Source organism: Enterococcus sp. FDAARGOS_553 (assembly GCF_003812305.1).
GTDB lineage: Bacteria > Bacillota > Bacilli > Lactobacillales > Enterococcaceae > Enterococcus_D > Enterococcus_D gallinarum.
In genome coordinates this window covers 2255069-2274263 of the sequence record NZ_CP033740.1, presented here as the reverse complement: position 1 = coordinate 2274263, position 19195 = coordinate 2255069, and the positions used below count along the sequence as shown (strand labels likewise).

Annotated in this window: 16 protein-coding genes; 5 read left to right on the top strand and 11 right to left on the bottom strand. The window is 41.0% G+C overall.

Features of this window, described 5'->3' with window-relative positions; all coding sequences use genetic code 11:
- Positions 1-65 precede the first annotated feature (65 nt).
- From EGX73_RS11360 to EGX73_RS11350, 3 genes are all read right to left on the bottom strand, one after another.
- Positions 66-716, bottom strand: a complete 651-nt coding sequence (locus EGX73_RS11360; RefSeq protein WP_003127031.1) for an adaptor protein MecA — start codon at positions 714-716, stop codon at positions 66-68.
- A 154-nt stretch (positions 717-870) separates the two neighbouring features.
- Positions 871-1269, bottom strand: a complete 399-nt coding sequence (gene spxA / locus EGX73_RS11355) for a transcriptional regulator SpxA (protein WP_003127030.1) — start codon at positions 1267-1269, stop codon at positions 871-873.
- 677 nt (positions 1270-1946) lie between these two features.
- The gene (locus EGX73_RS11350) at positions 1947-3662 is read right to left on the bottom strand and encodes an ABC transporter ATP-binding protein (protein WP_005472341.1); all 1716 of its coding nucleotides are present in this window, start codon (positions 3660-3662) and stop codon (positions 1947-1949) included.
- 247 nt (positions 3663-3909) lie between these two features.
- On the opposite strand from EGX73_RS11350, the gene EGX73_RS11345 reads away from it, so the two are divergent.
- Positions 3910-4641, top strand: coding sequence for an HAD family hydrolase (locus EGX73_RS11345; protein ID WP_021151085.1), 732 nt, complete (start codon positions 3910-3912; stop codon positions 4639-4641).
- A gap of 83 nt (positions 4642-4724) precedes the next feature.
- On the opposite strand, the gene EGX73_RS11340 is transcribed toward EGX73_RS11345, so the two are convergent.
- The 3 genes from EGX73_RS11340 to EGX73_RS11330 are packed head-to-tail and all read right to left on the bottom strand — an operon-like array spanning position 4725 to position 12209.
- The gene (locus EGX73_RS11340) at positions 4725-7889 is read right to left on the bottom strand and encodes a DEAD/DEAH box helicase (RefSeq protein ID WP_034704683.1); all 3165 of its coding nucleotides are present in this window, start codon (positions 7887-7889) and stop codon (positions 4725-4727) included.
- 22 nt (positions 7890-7911) lie between these two features.
- Complete coding sequence (locus tag EGX73_RS11335) at positions 7912-11091, bottom strand: AAA family ATPase (protein WP_034704681.1); 3180 nt, start codon at positions 11089-11091, stop codon at positions 7912-7914.
- Complete coding sequence (locus EGX73_RS11330) at positions 11073-12209, bottom strand: exonuclease SbcCD subunit D (protein ID WP_003127024.1); 1137 nt, start codon at positions 12207-12209, stop codon at positions 11073-11075. The genes EGX73_RS11335 and EGX73_RS11330 overlap by 19 nt, the downstream gene beginning before the upstream one ends.
- A 287-nt stretch (positions 12210-12496) precedes the next feature.
- Between EGX73_RS11330 and anmK the strand changes: the two genes are divergently transcribed.
- Entirely contained in the window at positions 12497-13672 is a 1176-nt protein-coding gene (gene anmK, locus EGX73_RS11325; RefSeq protein WP_003127023.1) for an anhydro-N-acetylmuramic acid kinase AnmK, read from the top strand.
- 45 nt (positions 13673-13717) lie between these two features.
- Complete coding sequence (locus tag EGX73_RS11320; RefSeq protein ID WP_003127022.1) at positions 13718-15013, top strand: PTS sugar transporter subunit IIC; 1296 nt, start codon at positions 13718-13720, stop codon at positions 15011-15013.
- Positions 15014-15262: 249 nt separating this feature from the next.
- On the opposite strand, the gene EGX73_RS11315 is transcribed toward EGX73_RS11320, so the two are convergent.
- Complete coding sequence (locus EGX73_RS11315) at positions 15263-15616, bottom strand: nuclear transport factor 2 family protein (protein ID WP_003127021.1); 354 nt, start codon at positions 15614-15616, stop codon at positions 15263-15265.
- A 255-nt stretch (positions 15617-15871) separates the two neighbouring features.
- Positions 15872-16501 carry a 1-acyl-sn-glycerol-3-phosphate acyltransferase gene (locus EGX73_RS11310; RefSeq protein WP_003127020.1) on the bottom strand — a complete coding sequence of 210 codons (630 nt, stop codon included), beginning with the start codon at positions 16499-16501 and terminating at the stop codon, positions 15872-15874.
- A gap of 135 nt (positions 16502-16636) precedes the next feature.
- On the opposite strand from EGX73_RS11310, the gene EGX73_RS11305 reads away from it, so the two are divergent.
- Complete coding sequence (locus tag EGX73_RS11305) at positions 16637-17371, top strand: tRNA1(Val) (adenine(37)-N6)-methyltransferase (RefSeq protein WP_003127019.1); 735 nt, start codon at positions 16637-16639, stop codon at positions 17369-17371.
- A complete protein-coding gene (locus tag EGX73_RS11300) occupies positions 17361-17681 on the top strand; it encodes a GIY-YIG nuclease family protein (RefSeq protein WP_003127018.1) in 321 nt (106 codons plus the stop codon). Before EGX73_RS11305 ends, EGX73_RS11300 begins: the two co-directional genes overlap by 11 nt.
- Positions 17682-17729: 48 nt before the next feature.
- On the opposite strand, the gene EGX73_RS11295 is transcribed toward EGX73_RS11300, so the two are convergent.
- Genes EGX73_RS11295 through crcB form a run of 3 tightly spaced genes read right to left on the bottom strand, consistent with a single transcriptional unit; the run spans position 17730 to position 19151 of the window.
- On the bottom strand, positions 17730-18413 hold the full coding sequence (locus EGX73_RS11295; protein ID WP_005472327.1) for a hypothetical protein: 684 nt from the start codon (positions 18411-18413) through the stop codon (positions 17730-17732).
- A 13-nt stretch (positions 18414-18426) separates the two neighbouring features.
- A complete protein-coding gene (locus EGX73_RS11290; protein ID WP_005472325.1) occupies positions 18427-18780 on the bottom strand; it encodes a CrcB family protein in 354 nt (117 codons plus the stop codon).
- Positions 18781-18782: 2 nt separating this feature from the next.
- Positions 18783-19151 carry a fluoride efflux transporter CrcB gene (gene crcB, locus EGX73_RS11285; RefSeq protein WP_005472323.1) on the bottom strand — a complete coding sequence of 123 codons (369 nt, stop codon included), beginning with the start codon at positions 19149-19151 and terminating at the stop codon, positions 18783-18785.
- Positions 19152-19195: the final 44 nt, after the last annotated feature.

Sequence of the window (19195 nt, the reverse complement as noted above, 5' to 3'; positions counted from 1 at the left end):
AAATACGCAAAAAAGCGAGAAAATGATTGTAGCCATTTTCTCGCTTTTACGATTATAAGTGAACATTAGACATTTTTGAAGTAGTAACGGGTCAATTCCAATGCGTCATGCTCCATAATGATTTTTCCATACTCTGCCAAAACCTCTGAAGTGACTTGTGTCCGGTTAGCAAATTCCATTAAATAAGCCAGTGCATTCTCAACTTCGATGTCTGTCGTATCGTTATCCATAAATTGGACTTCTAGATAGTAACGGTCATTCATTTGATAAAGATTCGTGGTCACTGAATCCAAATACACTTCGGACGCTAATTGAACCATTGCTTCAAAGCTGTTCAATTCAAAAATAAAACGATTGCCTAACTCCGGCTGGGACTCTGTCTCTTGTAATTGTGACGCGACATGCTTCTTCAACATATCCGTAATGTCCTCAGTTGAACCATCGCTCATATCATCAAAGTTTTCCATTCCTTCAGGCGGTAGATTTTTGCTGATAAACAATTCTAAGCCATCCCCTTTAGGTAAGACTTGGAAGGTCACCGCTTCACTGCCTTTAAATTCTTCATCAATATCTACTTCTTCTAATATGCTATAAAAAAAGTTTTCAATCTCATTGTGATTTCCAAGAAGGTCAAGAAAAGTGATGCCCCTAGCAGCTAAATCTTCGCTCTTGATCAGTACACGGATCGTATTTTCATTGATATGTTCCATTTCCATATTAGCTACACCTCACTTTTGCTAATCACTATAGGTTCATTTTAACGAAACCTGTTGAAAAGTAAAGAGAAAACGCATATCCTCTTAAGAAAATCCTAAAATGGCAAAAAAAGAGATCAGCTTTTCATTCACTGATCTCATAACTATTTGATTTTTATAAGCCTGCCATCAATTGTGCTTGACGTAGTTCTAGTTGACGAACATCTCTTGGCAAGAAACGACGGATTTCATCTTCATTAAAACCAACTTGGAGTCGTTTTTCATCAATCATGATCGGACGACGCAATAATCCTGGGTTCTCTTGTACAAGTGTCAATAAATCTTTTAGCGGCAGGTCATCAAGATCCATGTTCAATTTTTGAAAAACTTTGGATCTTGTAGAGATAATTTCTTCTGTACCATCTTCTGTCATTTGTAAGATTGCTTTTAATTCAGAAATATTTAAAGGTTCTGAGAAAATATTTCTTTCAACAAAAGGAATCTCATGCTCTTGCAACCACGCACGAGCTTTGCGACAAGATGTGCAACTTGGGGAAGTATATAGTGTCAACAACGTGCATCTCTCCTTTTTTAAATTCCATTCGCAAGTTCTGTTGTCTTGCTTGATTTTAATTATACAGAACTATTTTAAAAAAATCTAGTGTAAATTTTGTATTTTTTAATAAAAATCTCAAGTTATATTAAAAGAGAAACCTCTCAAACAAAAGCTTTCACAAACTTTACATCAATTTAAATGAGAAAAATCAAATTTTTTTTTAATTTCATTTCTTTTGTATAACAGTGTGTCAAAATTGTATCATGAACCATAGATTTATTTAAATCACTCTAGTGATTTAATTCTATCGTTTTTTAATTTTGATAAAATATTCGATAATATCTGACTCCTCTATACAAGTTTCTTTCTATAATACTAGTACTCTCTCATTGGTCTTTACCAATCTTTTTTTACACCTAAAACTCATTAAAAACTTACAAACAGAGAAAAGAACTTGTTATTAAAAGATTTCAAAAAAGCGGAAATCTGTATTATCACGTATTCTATTCCAAGTCATTAGTTGCTCATTATGAGTGAAAAATCATTTCATCGGCAACGAATATGACAAATGTTACAAACAAAGAAAGCGTTTGATAAGTAAATCCTAACAAATCTCTTTGAAGAAATCAGCGATATCCACTGAATATGTTTATTTGCATATAAACGAAAAAAGCGATCGAAGTCGCTTTTTTCGTCTAATTTTTGAACTGAGCATCATATAATGCTTTGTAATGTCCCCCTGTTGCTAACAGTTGCTCGTGGGTTCCTTCTTCCAAGATCCCTTTATCGCTGACAACAATGATCCTTGTCGCATGTTTGATGGTAGCCAAACGATGGGCAATAATCAATGTGGTCCGTCCATCAGCTAATGAGTTCAATGATTCTTGAATCACTTGTTCTGTTTCTGTATCCAACGCAGAGGTCGCTTCATCTAAGATCAAGATTGGCGGATTTTTTAGAAACATTCGGGCAATCGCTACCCGTTGCTTTTGACCACCAGAAAGTTTGACCCCGCGTTCTCCAATGACTGTTTCCAATCCTTCAGGCATTTGGTCGATTACTTGTTCTAAATGAGCGAGTTTCACGGCTTGAGCAATTTCTTCTTCTGACGCATCCAATTTCCCATAAGCAATGTTTTCTCGAATCGTTCCCGGGAACAAGAAAACATCTTGCTGAACAGTTCCGATCTGGCCCCGTAGTGAGGCAAGCGTCATGTCTTGGATATTGATTCCGTCAATCGTGATCTGACCCTCAGTTACTTCATAAAACCGCGGCAGTAAATTGCAAAGCGTTGTTTTTCCAGAACCGCTTTGTCCCACAAAAGCGACAGTCTCGCCGGATTGAATCGTTAGATCAATATGGTTCAATACCTTCGTCGCATCTGCATAAGCAAAGGAAACATCTTGATAAACGATATCGCCTTTTAGTGCGTGTACATCGATGGCATTTGGCTTATCTTGAATCGCCGGTCTCTTGTCCAGCTCTTCTGTCAGGCGTTTGAAGCCAGCAAATCCTTTCGGATAGCTTTCAATCATGGTATTGACCTTTTCGATTGGCCGAACAAAGACATTGGATAACAAGATAAATCCAACAAACTGTCCATTCGTCAATTCCCCTTTGATCACGTAATAGGCCCCAAAAATCAAGGCAAACAAATTGATCAGTCGAATCAGAAAGTAATTATAGGCAGAACTGATTGCCATCACTTTATAAAAGACGATTTTTGAACGACGATAAAGGCCGCTCAGACCGTCAAATCGTTGATGTTCAAACGTCTCATTGGCAAAAGACTGAGTCACGCGAATGCCGCTGACTGCTGCTTCTACCCCAGCATTGAATTCACCTAGATTGTCATAGATCTCTGTATTGACTTTCGTCATTTTCTTATTGAAGAAAACCAGTGCAATCGTAATCAATGGAATCAGTGCAAAAGTAGCAAGTGCAAGTTGAACATGCATATTGAGCATCAGCAAGAATGAACCGATCAATGTCATGATCGTAATAAAGACGTCCTCGGGACCGTGGTGAGCAACTTCTGATATTTCAAACAAGTCAGTCGTTAGCCGACTGATCAAACGTCCAGTTTTTTGATTGTCATAATATTCAAAAGACTGTGTCTGTAAGTGTCGGAATAATTCTTGACGCATATCTGTCTCGATATTGACACCCAATTTATGGCCATAAAAGACCACGATATATTGCAAGATCGTATTGACCAGATAAAATAAAAATAGCCCCAAACAAGCGAGCAAAATCAGCCGAAAATTGTTCTGCGGCATAATCTTGTCGATCACTTGATTCACGGCAACTGGAAAAACCAATTCAAGCAGCCCTGCAAAGACAGCACAAGTAAAATCTAAGACAAACAATGACCGGTATGGCCGATAATAGCTAAAAAACCTTTTTAACACACGTCCTCCTCCTTTTCATTAATCTACATTATAAGCAAGTCTTTCTGGAAAAGCAAAATGAGAAATCGATTGAAAAGGGTAAAATTCACTCAAATTTGAAAAAGCGATGAGACCAAGGATTTCTAAAATTAGTAAATAAAACCTTTATTTATCAAGCTTTAAGCCCTTTTTTTCTCTCAAGATATCCGCTATTATATGTTCGAAAACAAAATGAAAATTTTCACTACATTTGAAAGGCGTGTCTCTTTTGCTTAATGCGGTAATCTTTGATGTCGATGATACTTTATACGATCAACAACTACCATTTCGAAATGCGGTTACAACCATCATACCTGAAGTAGCAACAACAGATCTCCATCCTCTTTATATTCGTTTTCGCGTACATAGCGATGACCATTTTGGAAAAGTCATCTCAAAAGAATGGACATTAGAAGAATTTCGTACCTTTAGACTATGTCAATCGCTGATTGATTTAGGCTACTCTCCTTTATCAAATGATGCTAGCCGATTGTTTCAAGCGACTTACGAGACAGAGCTAGACAACATCCAACTTCATCCAGCCGTAGAAGAAACTCTCAATACCTTGGTTTCATTACCTATCAAGCTTGGAATCATTACCAATGGCCCAACAGATCACCAACAAAAGAAAATCGATCAATTGGAATTGACTCGCTGGATCCATCCAGAATACATGCTGATTTCTCAAGCAACAGGGTACCAAAAACCGGATATTGAACTTTTTCAGCTTGCTGAAGAACGATTTGATTTAGATCCCTCACGGACATTATACGTGGGAGATAACTTTGACAATGATGTCTTTGGCTGTAAACAAGCGGGATGGCAAGCCCTTTGGCTGAATCATCGCCGACGCCAAGCTCCCGAAATCAAAAATTGTCACCCTGACTGTACGTTAACTGCTTTTGAAGAGCTGACAGAAGGTATCTTATCCTTTACAGATGCAGTTGTGATGGCTCGCTAAAAACTAAGAGACAGCTATAGATGCAAATCTTCGCATCCTAGCTGTCTCTTGCTTTCGTATCAAGGGTTTTGTATTCGCTGAATCTATTCTTCACCAATGCTTAAAATCAAGCGAATATCTTCTTCCGTCATTTGGTTCAGCTGGGCTTCATTCCCTTGGATGACTTTTTGGAATAGTTCCCGCTTTTCTTGTTGCAAAGCATCCATTCGTTCTTCAATGGTTCCTTCAGCGATCATTCGCCAAACTTCCACAACCTTTTTCTGACCGATTCGATGTGCCCGGCCAGCGGCTTGTTCTTCCACTGCAGGATTCCACCATAAGTCATATAGAATGACCGTATCCGCCCCTGTCAGATTCAATCCAGTTCCGCCGGCTTTTAATGAGATCAAAAAGACATCTTTTTCTCCATTATTGAAAGCATCGACCATACTCAAACGTTCTTGAGGAGGAGTGCTTCCTCGTAAATAGAAGGTTTCAATTCCTTCTTGAGCAAGTTCTTCTTCAATGATCGAAAGCATGCTTGTAAACTGTGAGAATAAGAGCACACGGCGGCCGTTTTCTTTTGCTGCTTGAATCAGGTCCTTGACCTGTTCTAGCTTGCCTGATGTGCCTTCGTAATCTTCCACAAACAATCGCGGATCGCAGCAGATTTGACGCAAACGAGTAAGGCCAGCCAAGATGCTGATACGATTTTTGCGAAATGCTGCTGTATCCATTTGTGCGATTTCTTCCCGCATTTGGCGCAAATACGCAAGGTAGATTTTTTTCTGCTCTTCTGTCAGTACACTATAATAATTCGTTTCTAACTTCTCTGGCAGATCTTGAAGAACGGATTTTTTATCGCGTCGCAATATGAATGGCTTGATCATTTTTGCGATCTCTTGTGTCGTCAATTCTTTGTAGCGTTGTTTATTTGGGAAAAATCCCGGCATGATCATCTCAAATAAGGACCACAACTCTTCAAGATTATTCTCGATGGGTGTCCCACTCAATGCAAATCGATGGGGAACATTTAAAGAACGCAACGCTTGTGCTGTTTTGGTTCCGCTGTTTTTGACCATTTGCGCCTCATCCAAGATCAAATACGCTAAACCTAATTCTTGGTACTGGTCGATGTCCTGCCGTAAGCTGGCATAAGATGTGATGCGGACATCTGCCGGCAGCTGTAATTGGCTGCCGCGTTCCTCCCGAGAACCACTGATCACCACCGACCGGATCGTTGGTGCAAAGCGTTTGATTTCTTGCTGCCAATTATACGTCAAACTCGCAGGTGCAACGATCAGAGCATTCAACTGTTGCTTCTCTTGCTTTTCGGACAACAAGTAGCTGATTGTTTGAACTGTCTTCCCTAATCCCATTTCGTCTGCAAGTATGCCGCCAAATTGATACTGACTCAGCATCTTCAGCCAACGAAATCCGACCTCCTGATAGTGTCTTAATTGCGCTTGGAGCTGATGAGGCAATGGTGCAGAAAATTTTTCTGGATGAATCAAATCTGTCGTCATTTGTTTGAATCCTTGACTAAAAGTTGCTTGGTCAGCTAGTTCTTCTTGCAAATACAATCCTTGGTTCAACGGAACTTGTAACGTACCTGACTGAGATACAAAGGCTGTCCGTAATTTTTTCAGCGCGGCGCTTGCTTCTTGAAAGGCTTCTGTTTCCAGTGAAAGAACTTGCCCATTTTCTGTCGTGTAAAAACGATCAGCCTGCAACAAACTCCGCAAGACAGCATCGATCTCCGATTCAGCGATCCCGCTGACATCAAAGTGAATATCCAGCCAGGAACCATTTTCTTCAATTTCGATCGTTGGACGGTGCTGCTGTGCATCTAAGTAAAGTTCCCGCAATTTTTTGCCGATACGTACTTCTCCTAGTTGGCGCAGTAAAGGAATTTCACGAGTGAAAAAGGCAAACAATTCTTCCCCTTCCGGTAGCGCTTTGAACCAATTTTTGGTACTTTTTTGATACTTCATTCTTTCAACTACTTGTTCGATCCGCTTTTCCTGAGGGTAATCCCTTAAAATCTCTGGATGGGCCTCAGGAATCACTTGATGCTTTTCGTCAGTCGAAAAAGTCACTTCGCCATAATTGAAATCAATTTGCAAATCGATCTGACCTTTGATTTTACGCAGTGAAAAAACAACGGCTAACGGACTCTCTTGGATCTCTGCTCCGACCTCTTTTGTGATCTCTACCGTGCCGATCTTGCGTAAATGAGGCAAAACTTGCATAAACAAGTTGGACAGCTCCGCTTTTGGATAAATGATCGTTGGTTCTTCAAAGCGTTTGAATAATTGCTGCATCGTCAAATAGACTTCTTTTTGGTCCATCGTCAATTCAACGATCGTATCGCCTTGAAGGCCCCAATTGTAATAGCTCAGCAAGTGATCAAAATCCCTCGTCAAAGATAACGGAAATTGACCGTGTTCTTTTTGAACACGAAAATGCAGCGGCTTGCCTTCAGAAAAAGTCACTTGACGAAGTTTAGCGTTGCCAATCGTTAACTGCATATAAGCAGCGTTCATTTTCTCTAATAGTTCTTTCCCGTATTCAACTGGCAATAGCAAATACTTTTTGTCTAGTTTGCCTTTCACTTGGATGCCAGCTTGTCCAATCAGCTGCTGTGTCTGAGCAATGCCTAGTAAGCGGATCAGAATATCATTGTTGGTTTGGTCAAATGCTTCACTCGTTAAAAGAAACTCTGTTTGTTTGTTCGCCAGATAGCTTTTTTTTTCTTGATAGATTTGCAAAAATTTATAGATATTTTTGACGACATACGTCTTTGAAGTTCCCCGTTGACCGACTTTTAGTGAAATCCCTAGAACATCCATCTCCTGGTGGTAAGGGTTCGTGGTCAGATTTTCGACACGATATTCAATTTGCAAAGGAGTGATCGTCCGCTGTCCAGACTGCAATCGATTGAATCCCTGAGAAAACATCTCCGAAGCCGAAAATGCGGCTTTTGTTGGCTTTTTTTCTTCTGTGATTTGTCTTGTTTTGCCTTGCTTTCGTAAATAAAGTTCAACAGCTATAGTGTGTTTACAATAGTGATGTTCTTCCCAATAGGGGCATTGGCAATAATCGATCTCTTTAGCCGTCGCATCAAGATCGACTAAATATAGCTCACTTCCCAAGACTTCCGCATGCCATACCTTTCTCTCTGGATCTGGAATAACCGATAGGACGCGACCTTCATTTAGATAGGTCCGACCTCTTTCAATGACTTTTTCTGGAATACTCCATTTCATATGCTTCTGATTCCTCCTTTCTCTAAAGTTTTGTACGAATTTTGCTTTGTCCGCTGCCATCTGTTTGAACAACGACTTGCTGCAAGATTCGCTCTCTTAATTCTCTTACATGACTAATGATCCCAATCATCCGCCCTTCATTTTCAATCATTTCTAATGCTTCCATCGCCATTTCCAACGATTCTTCATCTAATGAGCCAAATCCTTCGTCAATAAACAACGCCTCGATCTCGATGCCTCCCGAACGATTTTGGATCACATCAGCTAATGAGATAGCCAATGCCAATGCGGCAATAAAACTTTCACCACCCGATAAGGTATGTGCTCGCCGAAGACTGCCAGCATTATCATCATAGATATCGATCTCCAACCCTGTCGAGCTTCGATAGCTCCCCACTTTGTCTGCCAACTCGAATTGATAACGTCCTCTTGTCAATCGAGCTAGGCGAACATTCGCCACTTCTAAGATCTCTGTTAAAAATCGTTGCAGAACATAGCGTTCCAAACTGGTCTTCTTTTCATTTTCTCCATTGATGACTTCTGATAGTTGCTGTAAATGGCTGATTTTTTCTAATTGCTTGGTGTTTTGTTGATAGATTATCTGCAATTCTTCAAGTAATCGCTGATTTTGCTTGATTTGTTCTTTTCCTCGGATTACTTGTTCTTGTAATTGTTCTACCGCTGTTTCAGACTGGTCTACTTGTTCTTGCAAGACTTCCAAGTCAGGCACAGCTTTGTTTTGCAAAAATTGTGCCAGTTCAAGCTGTCGCTGTTGAACAAAACGTTGTTGTTGTTCATAGGTTTTTATCGTACTGCGTAGCTCCTGGCGTTCCTCAAGATCATTGAGCAGACTGCGCATCTGTTGTTCGGTACATGCCGCAGGCAAGACTTCTTCCAAGCGTTCTTGGGCTAGCTGAGCAGCTTGTTGCTTGTCGGCTAGAAACTGTTGCAGATTTCGTTGCTGCTCTGTCAGGATCGTATACTGTTCCTTCAAACGTTGCTCTTCCAACTGATCCGCTTCAATCAGAGCTGCTAAACGAGACGATTGTGCTGCTAGTTGCTCCTGTTCCTCGTTCAACTGCTCCAGAGATACTCCCTCCGTTTGCTCTTTTAGTGAGGACAGTTTTCCTTCTTCCAAACGTAAAGCGTCACTAGCAGTCTTGAGACTTGCTTCAAGTGCTGTCAATTCTTCTGTAAGATGTTGGCTGTTTGTTTGGACCTCTGTCAATTTCTGTCTGTCTAGAGCAAATTGCTCTTTCAACTGCTGATTGATTTGTTGGCATTTGAAATAGGTAGTGGAAATTTCCTTTTCAGTCAATCCTTCTACCAGCAATGGGTCAGCTGGTTCCTTGCCAGCTCCTTCTTTCAGGACTGTTTGACCTAGCATATTTTCCATCAACGGCTGGAGGATTTCTCGCAGTGTCTGATACGTTGTCTGTTGTTTTTCCTTCAACGCGCTCATTTTTTGTTTAATTGTTTGAAACTGGTCATTGACTTGTTCTAGCAGCAGCAAGTTCGTCGAACGGTCTTCACCAACTTGTTGCAGCTGGTTCTCCAAAGATTCAAGTTGCTGCTCGCTATCAATGATTTCTTCATTACTATACTCTGTATGTTTTTGAGCAGCGGGGTGTTCAAAAGAGCCACAGACCGGACAAGGTTCCCCCTCCACCAATAAGAGACTCAAACGAGCAATCTGCATCTTGGCATTTCGACTTTTTTCTTGCACCAATTCTTCAGTTAACTCATCATATTTACTTACTAACTGCTGCTGCTTCTCTTGCAATTTTCGCTGCTGGTCTGTTAGTTGCTGTTGGGTATCAGTCAGCTGCTGCTCCTCTTTTTTCAACATCTGCCATTGGTACAACAGATTTTCTCCACGAACCAGTTGGACTTCCTGTACTTGGTAGATCGAATGCTTTTGGATTTCTTCTTTTAATCCTTGCTCCTGATTCATAGCAAGATTTTGCTGTTCTTTCAGATGCTGCGCTTGTTTTTCCTGTTGAGTCACCGTTTCCTGCAAAGAAGCGACCTGTTTTTCTTGTTGCTGAACTTGCTCGGCTAATGGTTTTAACTGTGCCAGTATTTGTAAACGTTGCTTAGCTGCTGTATGTTCGTCCTTTCGATCTACCTGAACTTCTCGGCTTTTGTCCCATATCTCTTGAGACTCTTGCCATTGTTCTAATGATTGCTGATTGAATGTAAGTTGTTGAATAGCCTGTGCTACTTCAGCTGTCCGCTCATCTTTTTGGCGTAAGATTTCTTGATGCTCACTCGCCCAGTCTAGCTGCTGCAGCCGCAGTTTATCGTCTAAAATTTGACTTTCTTTCGCAGCTAGATTCGCTGCCTGTTGGCTGAGTTCCTGTTGCTCGGCAAGTGCTTTATGGATTTCTTTTGCCAAATAAAAAGCTTCCTGTGCGGTCTTTTTCTCTTGCTCCGCTTGGAATTTTTTTGCTTCAATTGTTTGCTGATGACTTCGTTGTTTCTCAAGATCTGTCTGCCAGTACGCTAATGTCTCAACCAACGAAACCGGAGTTGCCGGTTCGGTCCACTCAAAGCGTGTGACCAAATGATCCGCTGCCGTTTGTTGTTTTTCAATTTGTTTGGTTTGCTTTTTGACCTGTTCTTTCAGCCATTCATTGAAGCGCTGATACATTTCCGTTCCAAAAATATTCCGCAAAACTTTTTCTTTCTCATTACTGCTGGCGATCAAAAAATTGCGAAATTCTCCTTGAGGCAGCAAAATGATTTGGAAGAATTGTTTGGCATCCAATTGCAGCAGATCTTTGATGAAGATATCTACTTCATTTTTTTTGCTGATTTGTTTGCGCTCTTTTCCTTGCTGATCATAGATCGTCAACCGTACCTTAGCTGCTTGATTCGTGACTCCATCGCCGCGTTTTTTGGCTAAGACTTGTTCGGGACGTCGTTCGATCTCATAGTGCAAATGTTGATGGTCAAAGGAAAAACGGACACTCGTCTCTTCTGTGGGGGAAGCGAATGTCGAACGCATTTCTTTACCGGACCGCAAATTTCCGGAAGTTTCTCCAAATAATGCAAATGTCATTCCATCAAAGATCGTCGTCTTGCCAGCCCCGGTTTTCCCGCTGACTAGAAACAAACCACCTTCTTGAAAGTCGCCAAAATCCAGTTCCTCATGAATGTAGGGACCAAAGTTTTTCATGATTAATTTTCTTGGCTGCATGACTTCTCTCGCTCCTTCTCTCCACCCGCTGTCAAACCTGTGAGCCATTTTTGCTGCTGCTCATTTAACGGTTCTCCAGTCATTTCTTTATAAAAATGGGCGATCACCCGTTGCGGATCCTCCTCATCGGCTAATGTCAAATTTTTCTTGCTGACGGTTCGCCCATTTTGCCGCTCCACAGATAAAATTCGAGGATAGACCCGCCGTAATTGATTCATCATATTAGGAATTACGGCTCGATCCGTTAACGTGAAGTGTAAGAAGGCCTCTCGATCCACTTGCCGATAAAAGGCAGGATCAAGCAATGTTTCAAAAGAAGCAGTGTATTGCTGAAGATCTCTTTTCGGCCGCAACGGATAAAAATGCTGCTGGTCCTTTTGAGTATCTACGATATAAACACCTTTCTCATTGGTTATTTCAGACAATGAAAATTTCAACGGAGACCCGCTATAACGGATTCGTTCATGATTTAGCGCAGTATTTGCATGCAGATGTCCTAAGGCGACATAGTCAAACCCTTCAAACGCCGTTGTCGGAACACTATCCAATCCGCCTACTTGAATTTTGGTTTCCGAATCCGTCTGGCTTGAACCAGCTACAAAAAAGTGAGTCACCAGGACTTGTTTTTTCGTAGAATCAAAATACTGCTTCATCTCTTGAAGGACCCGAGTCACCCCTTCTGCGATCGTTGTGATTTTTTCATCAAAAAACAAACGCGCTTCGATCGGTTCAAAATAAGGTAACAAGAAAAACTGGGTGTCAGAAAATTCAATCGGCTCAATACTTTCTTCAATGGAGGTCGTTAGGTAAAATTGCGTATTTTTGAACCATGGACTTCCAGTTTCAAGTCGTGTCGGACTATCGTGATTACCAGAAATCGCTAGTAAAGGAAACTTTTTTTCTAAATTGATTTTCGCTATTTTCTCATTTAAACATTTCACTGCGTCAACGGCTGGCACCGTGCGATCATAAAGATCCCCAGCAATGATAATTGCATCTACTGATTGTTCTTCCGCCAGATCAATTATCTGGTCAATAATGTAACTTTGATCTTCGAGAAGATCATAGCCGTGTAATTTTTTACCTATGTGCCAATCTGCTGTATGTAAAAAACGCATATACCCACCCTCTTAAAAATATCCTTCCCATCATTATACCACTTTACGATTATGAATTGAATGTATCAACGTGATCTTCTCGTTCCCAGACAATTGAGTCCTTCTTTTTCCAAACGGGTTCTCACACTGATTTGTCAAATTAATGAAATTAAATTTCCTTTTACAAAAAAATCATTGAAATGCAATTACACATACACTACAATAAAGACGAGGTTGAAACCGAATACATTTCCGCCCAAGTTCATCTAATTTGGTTTCGACAAACACAAAAGAAAGGAGGAGAAACAATGCTTGGAATTGGACTCATGTCTGGAACTAGTTTAGACGGTGTTGATGCCGCATTAGTAGAAATCGATAATCATTCACAGCCATCTATTCGTCTGTTGCATCTGACGACTACTGCTTTTTCCCCCGAGTTGCGCCAAAGAATAAAACAAGCCTGTGACCCGGAGGACTCTTCTGTTTCCTTGATCTGTCAGTTAAATGTTGAGCTAGGCTATGCCTTTCTCGCTGCTTGTCGTCAGGTCTGCCAAGAAACAGCAGTAACCGAAACTAGCATTGACTTTGTTGCTAGCCACGGACAAACTATTTGGCATGCACCCTCGGAAAACCCGCTTGTTTCCAGTACGTTTCAAATTGGAGAGCCGTCAATCATTGCCTACGGACTCGGAACAACTGTGGTTGCCGATTTCCGCGCGATGGATATGGCTGCTGGTGGACAAGGAGCACCGCTTGTACCTTATACTGATTATCTCTTGTATCGTTCCCCTGATAAAACCCGCTTATTGCAAAATATCGGTGGGATTGGAAATGTGACGGTCCTGCCGAAAAATGGCACATTAAGTGATCTTGTCGCCTTCGATACTGGTCCTGGAAATATGATCATCGATGAACTGATGCATCAATTATTCCAACTTCCTTACGATGCTGAAGGAAGGATTGCTCAACAGGGAACCATTATTCCTAAATTGCAAACACAATTAAGAAATCATTCCTATTTCGATCAAGCACCCCCTAAGAGCACTGGACGGGAACTATTTGGTCAAGCATTCAGTGATCAACTATTAGCAGATTTTTCTGCAGAAAAACCAGCAGACTTAATAGCAACAGTGACCGATTTTACTGCCTACTCGATTGCCGAGAGCTATCGGCGCTTCGTTTTCCCACTTGTTGAAAGCGGACCCATTGAAGTGATTTTAGCAGGCGGCGGCGCGCATAATTCAACACTAAAAAAAATGCTGGTCAACTACTTACCCGTTGAGATTACAGTGATTACCCAAAATGATTTAGGTTGGTCCAATGATGCGAAAGAAGCTATGGCATTTGCCCTTTTAGGATACGAGACCTTACAGGGACATAAAAATAATGCTCCTGCCGCGACTGGTGCCAAACAATCCGTGATTCTGGGAAAGATCATCCCAAATCCATTTGGTCCCATAGGAGAGCGGAATCACCCAACATAACTTTATTAATTCAACCATATGAACGTTTTCACAGGAGGTTAAAAAATGTTAGATAAATTTACACAGTTCATTGAACGTCACCTGGCTGGACCAATGGAAAAACTGGGGAGTCAACGGCATTTACGGGCGGTCCGCGATGGGATCGTCTCTACTTTGCCACTGATTATCGTCAGCTCATTTTTTATGATTTTAGCTTTTCCTCCCCTGCCACAAGACTGGGGAATCTATCAATTTCTTTCGAGCCATGCGACCACGATCTTGCTTCCTTACCGCATGACGATGTACATTATGAGTTTATATGCCGCATTCGGGATCGGCTTTAGCTTAGCCCGTTCCTATAAACTCGATGGTCTCTCTGGTGGTATCTTAGCCACCACAGCTTTTTTATTGACTTTCACGCCAATAAATATTCCCCCCGAAGCTTTGGAGGCTGCTGGTACAGCCGGATTTGTTTTACCAATGGCAAACTTGGGCAGTGCCGGGATGTTCGTAGCGATCATTACATCGATTTTAGCTGTCGAGATTTATCGTTTGACGGATAAATCTAAATTTAAAATCACGATGCCGGAACAAGTCCCTCCTGCTGTTGCTCGATCTTTTGAAGCTTTAACGCCAACATTGATCATTATTTTAGGTATGGGGGCAATCACCTATTACATTGGCTTTGACTGGCATACCATCGTAGCAAAAGTTGTTGATCCTCTAGTTAGCGCAGCCGATAGCTTGCCAAGTGTCTTATTGATCACTTTCTTAACGACATTCTTTTGGTCCTTTGGGATCCATGGTGCCTCGATCGTTGGTTCACTGGCACGGCCGTTATGGCTGCAATTATTGGAAGGCAACACCACTGCGTTAGCTTCTGGCGATGTGATTCCCAACATTGCTGCTGAGCCATTCTACCAATGGTTCATTTGGATCGGCGGCGCAGGGTCAACCATCGGTCTGGCGATCTTGCTTGCTTTTCGTACAAAATCCGAATTCGGATCAAAACTAGGAAAAACCGCATTGATCCCTGCTATTTTCAATATCAATGAGCCGCTGATTTTTGGGACGCCTATCGTCTTGAATCCAATTTTGATTCCGCCATTTATCATTGCACCATTAGTCAATGGTGTAATTGCCTGGGTAGCCACCTCGGCTGGTTTAGTCAACAAAGTGACCGTCAATGCCCCTTGGACATTGCCAGGACCAATTGGTGCCTTTCTTGCAACAGGCGGTGACTGGAGAGCAATCGTCTTAAACATTCTTTTGATTGTACTTTCCATCCTCATTTATTATCCATTTGTAAAAATCTATGACAAAAATGAATTGGAAAAGGAAAATCAACCAGTCACTGAATAACTCTTGATGAGCTAAAAAAGGAGCCTCTGTCTAACAGAGACTCCTTTTTAAAATTTTTTTGAGCATACCAATAAGGAGCTGCTTTTCCTAGGTAAGAAGCACGAAGCAAGCCTACTTTAGAAATTAGAAATAAGACTATGTTTTAACGCAGTGTTACTATTCTAACAATCATTAAGGGAAATTATTATCCTTCCCTTAATGCACCTTTTAAGAAATTTACAAACTATTTATATAAGATATCTATTCATTTTATTCAATAGGCAAATTGTGCTGTTTCAAGAAAGATAGCTTATCCCAGTAGCCTCTTTGAAATAAAATTTTATTATTTACTATTTGAAAAAAACCGCAACCTCTCAAACCTAACGGGTCACGCCACTCTAAAATTGCCCATTGTCCATCTTCGAAAATGTTTTCAACGATACAAACCATTTCTGCGTTAGAGAAGTCTTGTTCAAACATTTTCTTTATAGCCTCTTTTCCAATAACTGGCTCATTGGCAACCTGATGGTTTATTGCATTGTCATCATATAATTCTGAAATAATTTCTACATCCGCATGATTAAATGCGTCAACCCATTGGCAAAGTATTTCTTTTGGCTTCATATCATTTTACCTCCTCGATGTGTAAAAATCTTCATTTTAATTTGCACTATAAAACAAGTATCTAATTGTATTTATATATTCTACTTTCACAAATAATTTTTGAACATCTGAAATCAAAGAATTACTATTTGCCATAATAGGCCCTCTAAACCTGTAACTAAACCCTTGTTATTGATTATCTCATAGCATATCCTCAAAAAATTATCAAGTTCAATATTTATTTAAAACACAGTCAAAAATAAAAGAAGAAACGCATCAACGTTTCTTCTCTTCTACTTCATAAACAAAATTCGGATCTATTTCTTGGTCGAGCTTTGTAAAAGCACCTTGAATGCGGCGTTCCACTTCTGCTAACCCTTCTTTATCCATTTTCTTGATATCACTGATATCGATCGCCTCCCCAAAACGAACGGTTACTCGTCGACGTTTAAATAAATCTTTTAGCGTTAAGGGACCTTGATAAACAGAAGGAACGATTTTTACCTTCGCCATTTTGGCGATCAGTGCCATGCCACCCTTCAGCGCGGTCGAATGTCTTGTTCCGCTAGGAAACATAATGAGACTCAGATCTGTATCTTTTAAGATTTTCACCGGTGTTTTGACAGCACTCGGCCCTGGTTTGTCACGCTTTACCGGAAAAGCATTCGCATGAATCAAAATAAAGCGCAAGATTGGATTCTTAAACAGTTCTTCTTTTGCCATAAAGCTGAACTTTTTGGGACGAGCAGCCACCGCCAGATACAACGGATCCCACCAGGTACGGTGAGGTGCAACCAATATGTAATTTTCATTTTGCGGCAAAGCCTCTTTGTTTTGATATCGGGCGTTCCCGTTGATCAAAAACAAAATGACCCGAACCACGCCTCGCATAAAGCTAAAAAACATACTCACTTTCCTTTCCAGTTTCTTTTATAAGTATGCAAAAAAACGCTTCAAATGACAAGCCTTTTTTGTCGTTTCCGATTATTCTTAATCGTAGTATAATACAAAGGAAATGAATTAGAACAGGAGTATGCTTTCATGTTGCAATCAAACGAACGCATAGATCAATTATATGCGGAAGATATCAAAATCATCCAAAGCAGCGAGGTCTTTTCTTTCTCCCTCGATGCCGTTTTGCTAGCTAACTTCCCAACGATTCCCAAACGGGGACGAATCGTTGATCTGTGTGCTGGAAATGGTGCAGTCGGCTTGTTTATCAGCCGTAAAACTTCGGCTCACATTTACCAGATCGAGCTGCAGGATCGGCTGGCTGATATGGCCCAACGCAGTGTAAGCTTGAATGGGCTTGAGGAACAAATAACGGTTTACCCAATGGATTTAAAAAACATCTTTACCAAAATCAAACCGGACTCGGTGGATCTCTTGGTCTGTAATCCGCCCTATTTCAAAAATGTTCCCACTGCTGTTAAAAATCCTAATCCTTATCTGGCGATTGCTCGCCATGAAATCGAGACCACATTAGACGAGGTGGTCTACACAGCCAGTAAAGCGCTGAAAATGAATGGGCGCTTTGCTATGGTTCACCGACCTGATCGTTTTTTGGATATTTTAGACTGCATGAGAAAATATCGAATCGCACCCAAACGTGTCCGTTTCGTCTATCCCAAAGCAGGGAAAGACGCGAATATCCTATTGATCGAGGGCATCAAGGATGGTAAAGCTGATGGTTTCAAGATTGCCTCACCGCTGATCACTTATCATGCGGATGGGAGCTACAGTGAGGAAGTGAGTCGGATGCTTTATGGCAGCTGATACGCATTACTTCTATGTATTGCTCTGTAAAGACAATACCTTTTACGGTGGTTATACCACAGATTTGATACGCCGCCTGCATCAACACAATCAAGGCATTGGAGCAAAGTACACTCATCCAGCTAGTCGTCGCCCCTTACAAATGATCCATGCGGAATGTTTTGCTACCCGTAGTGAAGCCACAAAAGCGGAAGCTGCCTTTAAAAAACTGGTGCGCAAACACAAAGAACGTTATTTGACTGAACAGAAAGAAAAAAATGTTTTGAATGCTCAATCTTCAATGGGAAGTAAAGACATCACAAAAGGATAGATGAATCGGATGATTCACCTATCCTTTTGTCTCATGTAATGACATTTTTTATTGGTTTCCAGGGACTGCCCAAGCTGTTTGACTTTTGCCAAACTCTTTTGGCAAGATCCCATCAATGGATTCATAGACTAACTCTTTTTTGCTCTCAGGCAAAACGATGGCTGTTAAATAATTGTTTGTTTCTGTAAAAAAACCGATGTCTGCAAAAGCGGACTCAATCAGATGGTATTGGACACCTTGCAGCTCAGCTTGTTCTTGTTTCGCAAAGATTGGCTCTTGGCGCAAATAGTAATACTGTTCTCCTAGTTTGAAATACACAGAGTTGTGCGCAATACCCAGAAATTGGATTTCTCGGCTAACCGGTTCTGCTTGATAGATCCCCAGAGAAGGAATGGCTTCACTTTGGATTCGCTGATAAGCCGCCAACGTGCTCTGATCATAATATTTATATCCGATAAAGCGTTTTTCCCGATCGCGGATATTTGGCGTAATTTGTGCATTGTCATTTTTAAAGTCGTGAAAAAAATGATCTCCTAACAAGAAACCGCCGCCGCAAAGCAACAAAACTACGACAGGCAGCCAGATCAAACCCTGCCGCCGGTTCTCCCGATACAACAAAAGGATCAGCAAAAGTAAAAGCGCCACTAATCCAACGACTAATAAAACCGGAACGATTGAATAATAAAAAAACTCACTTTTAAGCCACATTTCTGCTGACATGAATGCAATCATCGTCTACTCCTTTTCAGTTCAAATAAGCACCTATCATCAACCCAATAAAACTAGCCGTCAATCCTACAATGTACGTACTGAAAAAATAAAGATAAAAGTACTGGCGATTGGTCTTTAGCAATGTAAATAATTCAATCGTCATTGTTGAAAAAGTAGTATAACCGCCCATGATCCCTGTTCCAAGCAAAAGATACAAGTGTTGATCAATCTGAAGACCGGCAAGAATCCCTAGTATCAACGCACCAGATAAATTAATCAGCAAAGTGGCTTTGGGAAAAGGATGTGGTCTTCGTTCAAAATAACGATTGATACCATAACGCAGGACAGCGCCCATGGCTGCACCAATTCCTACAACGATATATGCCATACTTACACCTGCTTTCTAACGAGGGCTTCGCCTAACCAGACAAAAAATAACCCGCCGCAAATCGACAGGATCAAATACCCCGTCGCTAATCCATAGGCTTGCTTTTGCAGCAACTGCACCGTGTCAAGTGCAAAGGATGAAAAAGTCGTCAAAGCACCGCAAAATCCGGTCCCCATGCCCAAGATCAAACGTCCATTCAAGTGTCTTTTCGTCATGATCTGCTTGACTAAAAAGCTAAAAATAAAACAGCCAATAAAATTAGCCAGTAATGTGCCTAAAGGGAAGATGCCCCAAGACGGCAATTCCGAAGCAAGAAAATAACGTGCCATGCCGCCAAAAAATGCAAAAAATGCCACAACAAGTACATTCATGTTGATCCTTCTTTCTAAAAGAAAAAGAACCAAGTTCATAAAAC

Bases quoted from the DNA above. Each gene is read 5' to 3' on its own strand.
- crcB (WP_005472323.1), bottom strand. From the start codon at position 19,151: ATGAATGTACTTGTTGTGGCATTTTTTGCATTTTTTGGCGGCATGGCA.
- EGX73_RS11310 (WP_003127020.1), bottom strand. From the start codon at position 16,501: ATGTTTTTTAGCTTTATGCGAGGCGTGGTTCGGGTCATTTTGTTTTTG.
- EGX73_RS11320 (WP_003127022.1), top strand. From the start codon at position 13,718: ATGTTAGATAAATTTACACAGTTCATTGAACGTCACCTGGCTGGACCA.
- EGX73_RS11330 (WP_003127024.1), bottom strand. From the start codon at position 12,209: ATGCGTTTTTTACATACAGCAGATTGGCACATAGGTAAAAAATTACAC.
- EGX73_RS11290 (WP_005472325.1), bottom strand. From the start codon at position 18,780: ATGGCATATATCGTTGTAGGAATTGGTGCAGCCATGGGCGCTGTCCTG.
- anmK (WP_003127023.1), top strand. From the start codon at position 12,497: ATGCTTGGAATTGGACTCATGTCTGGAACTAGTTTAGACGGTGTTGAT.
- EGX73_RS11335 (WP_034704681.1), bottom strand. From the start codon at position 11,091: ATGCAGCCAAGAAAATTAATCATGAAAAACTTTGGTCCCTACATTCAT.
- EGX73_RS11340 (WP_034704683.1), bottom strand. From the start codon at position 7,889: ATGAAATGGAGTATTCCAGAAAAAGTCATTGAAAGAGGTCGGACCTAT.
- EGX73_RS11315 (WP_003127021.1), bottom strand. From the start codon at position 15,616: ATGAAGCCAAAAGAAATACTTTGCCAATGGGTTGACGCATTTAATCAT.
- EGX73_RS11305 (WP_003127019.1), top strand. From the start codon at position 16,637: ATGTTGCAATCAAACGAACGCATAGATCAATTATATGCGGAAGATATC.
- EGX73_RS11360 (WP_003127031.1), bottom strand. From the start codon at position 716: ATGGAAATGGAACATATCAATGAAAATACGATCCGTGTACTGATCAAG.
- EGX73_RS11300 (WP_003127018.1), top strand. From the start codon at position 17,361: ATGGCAGCTGATACGCATTACTTCTATGTATTGCTCTGTAAAGACAAT.
- EGX73_RS11295 (WP_005472327.1), bottom strand. From the start codon at position 18,413: ATGATTGCATTCATGTCAGCAGAAATGTGGCTTAAAAGTGAGTTTTTT.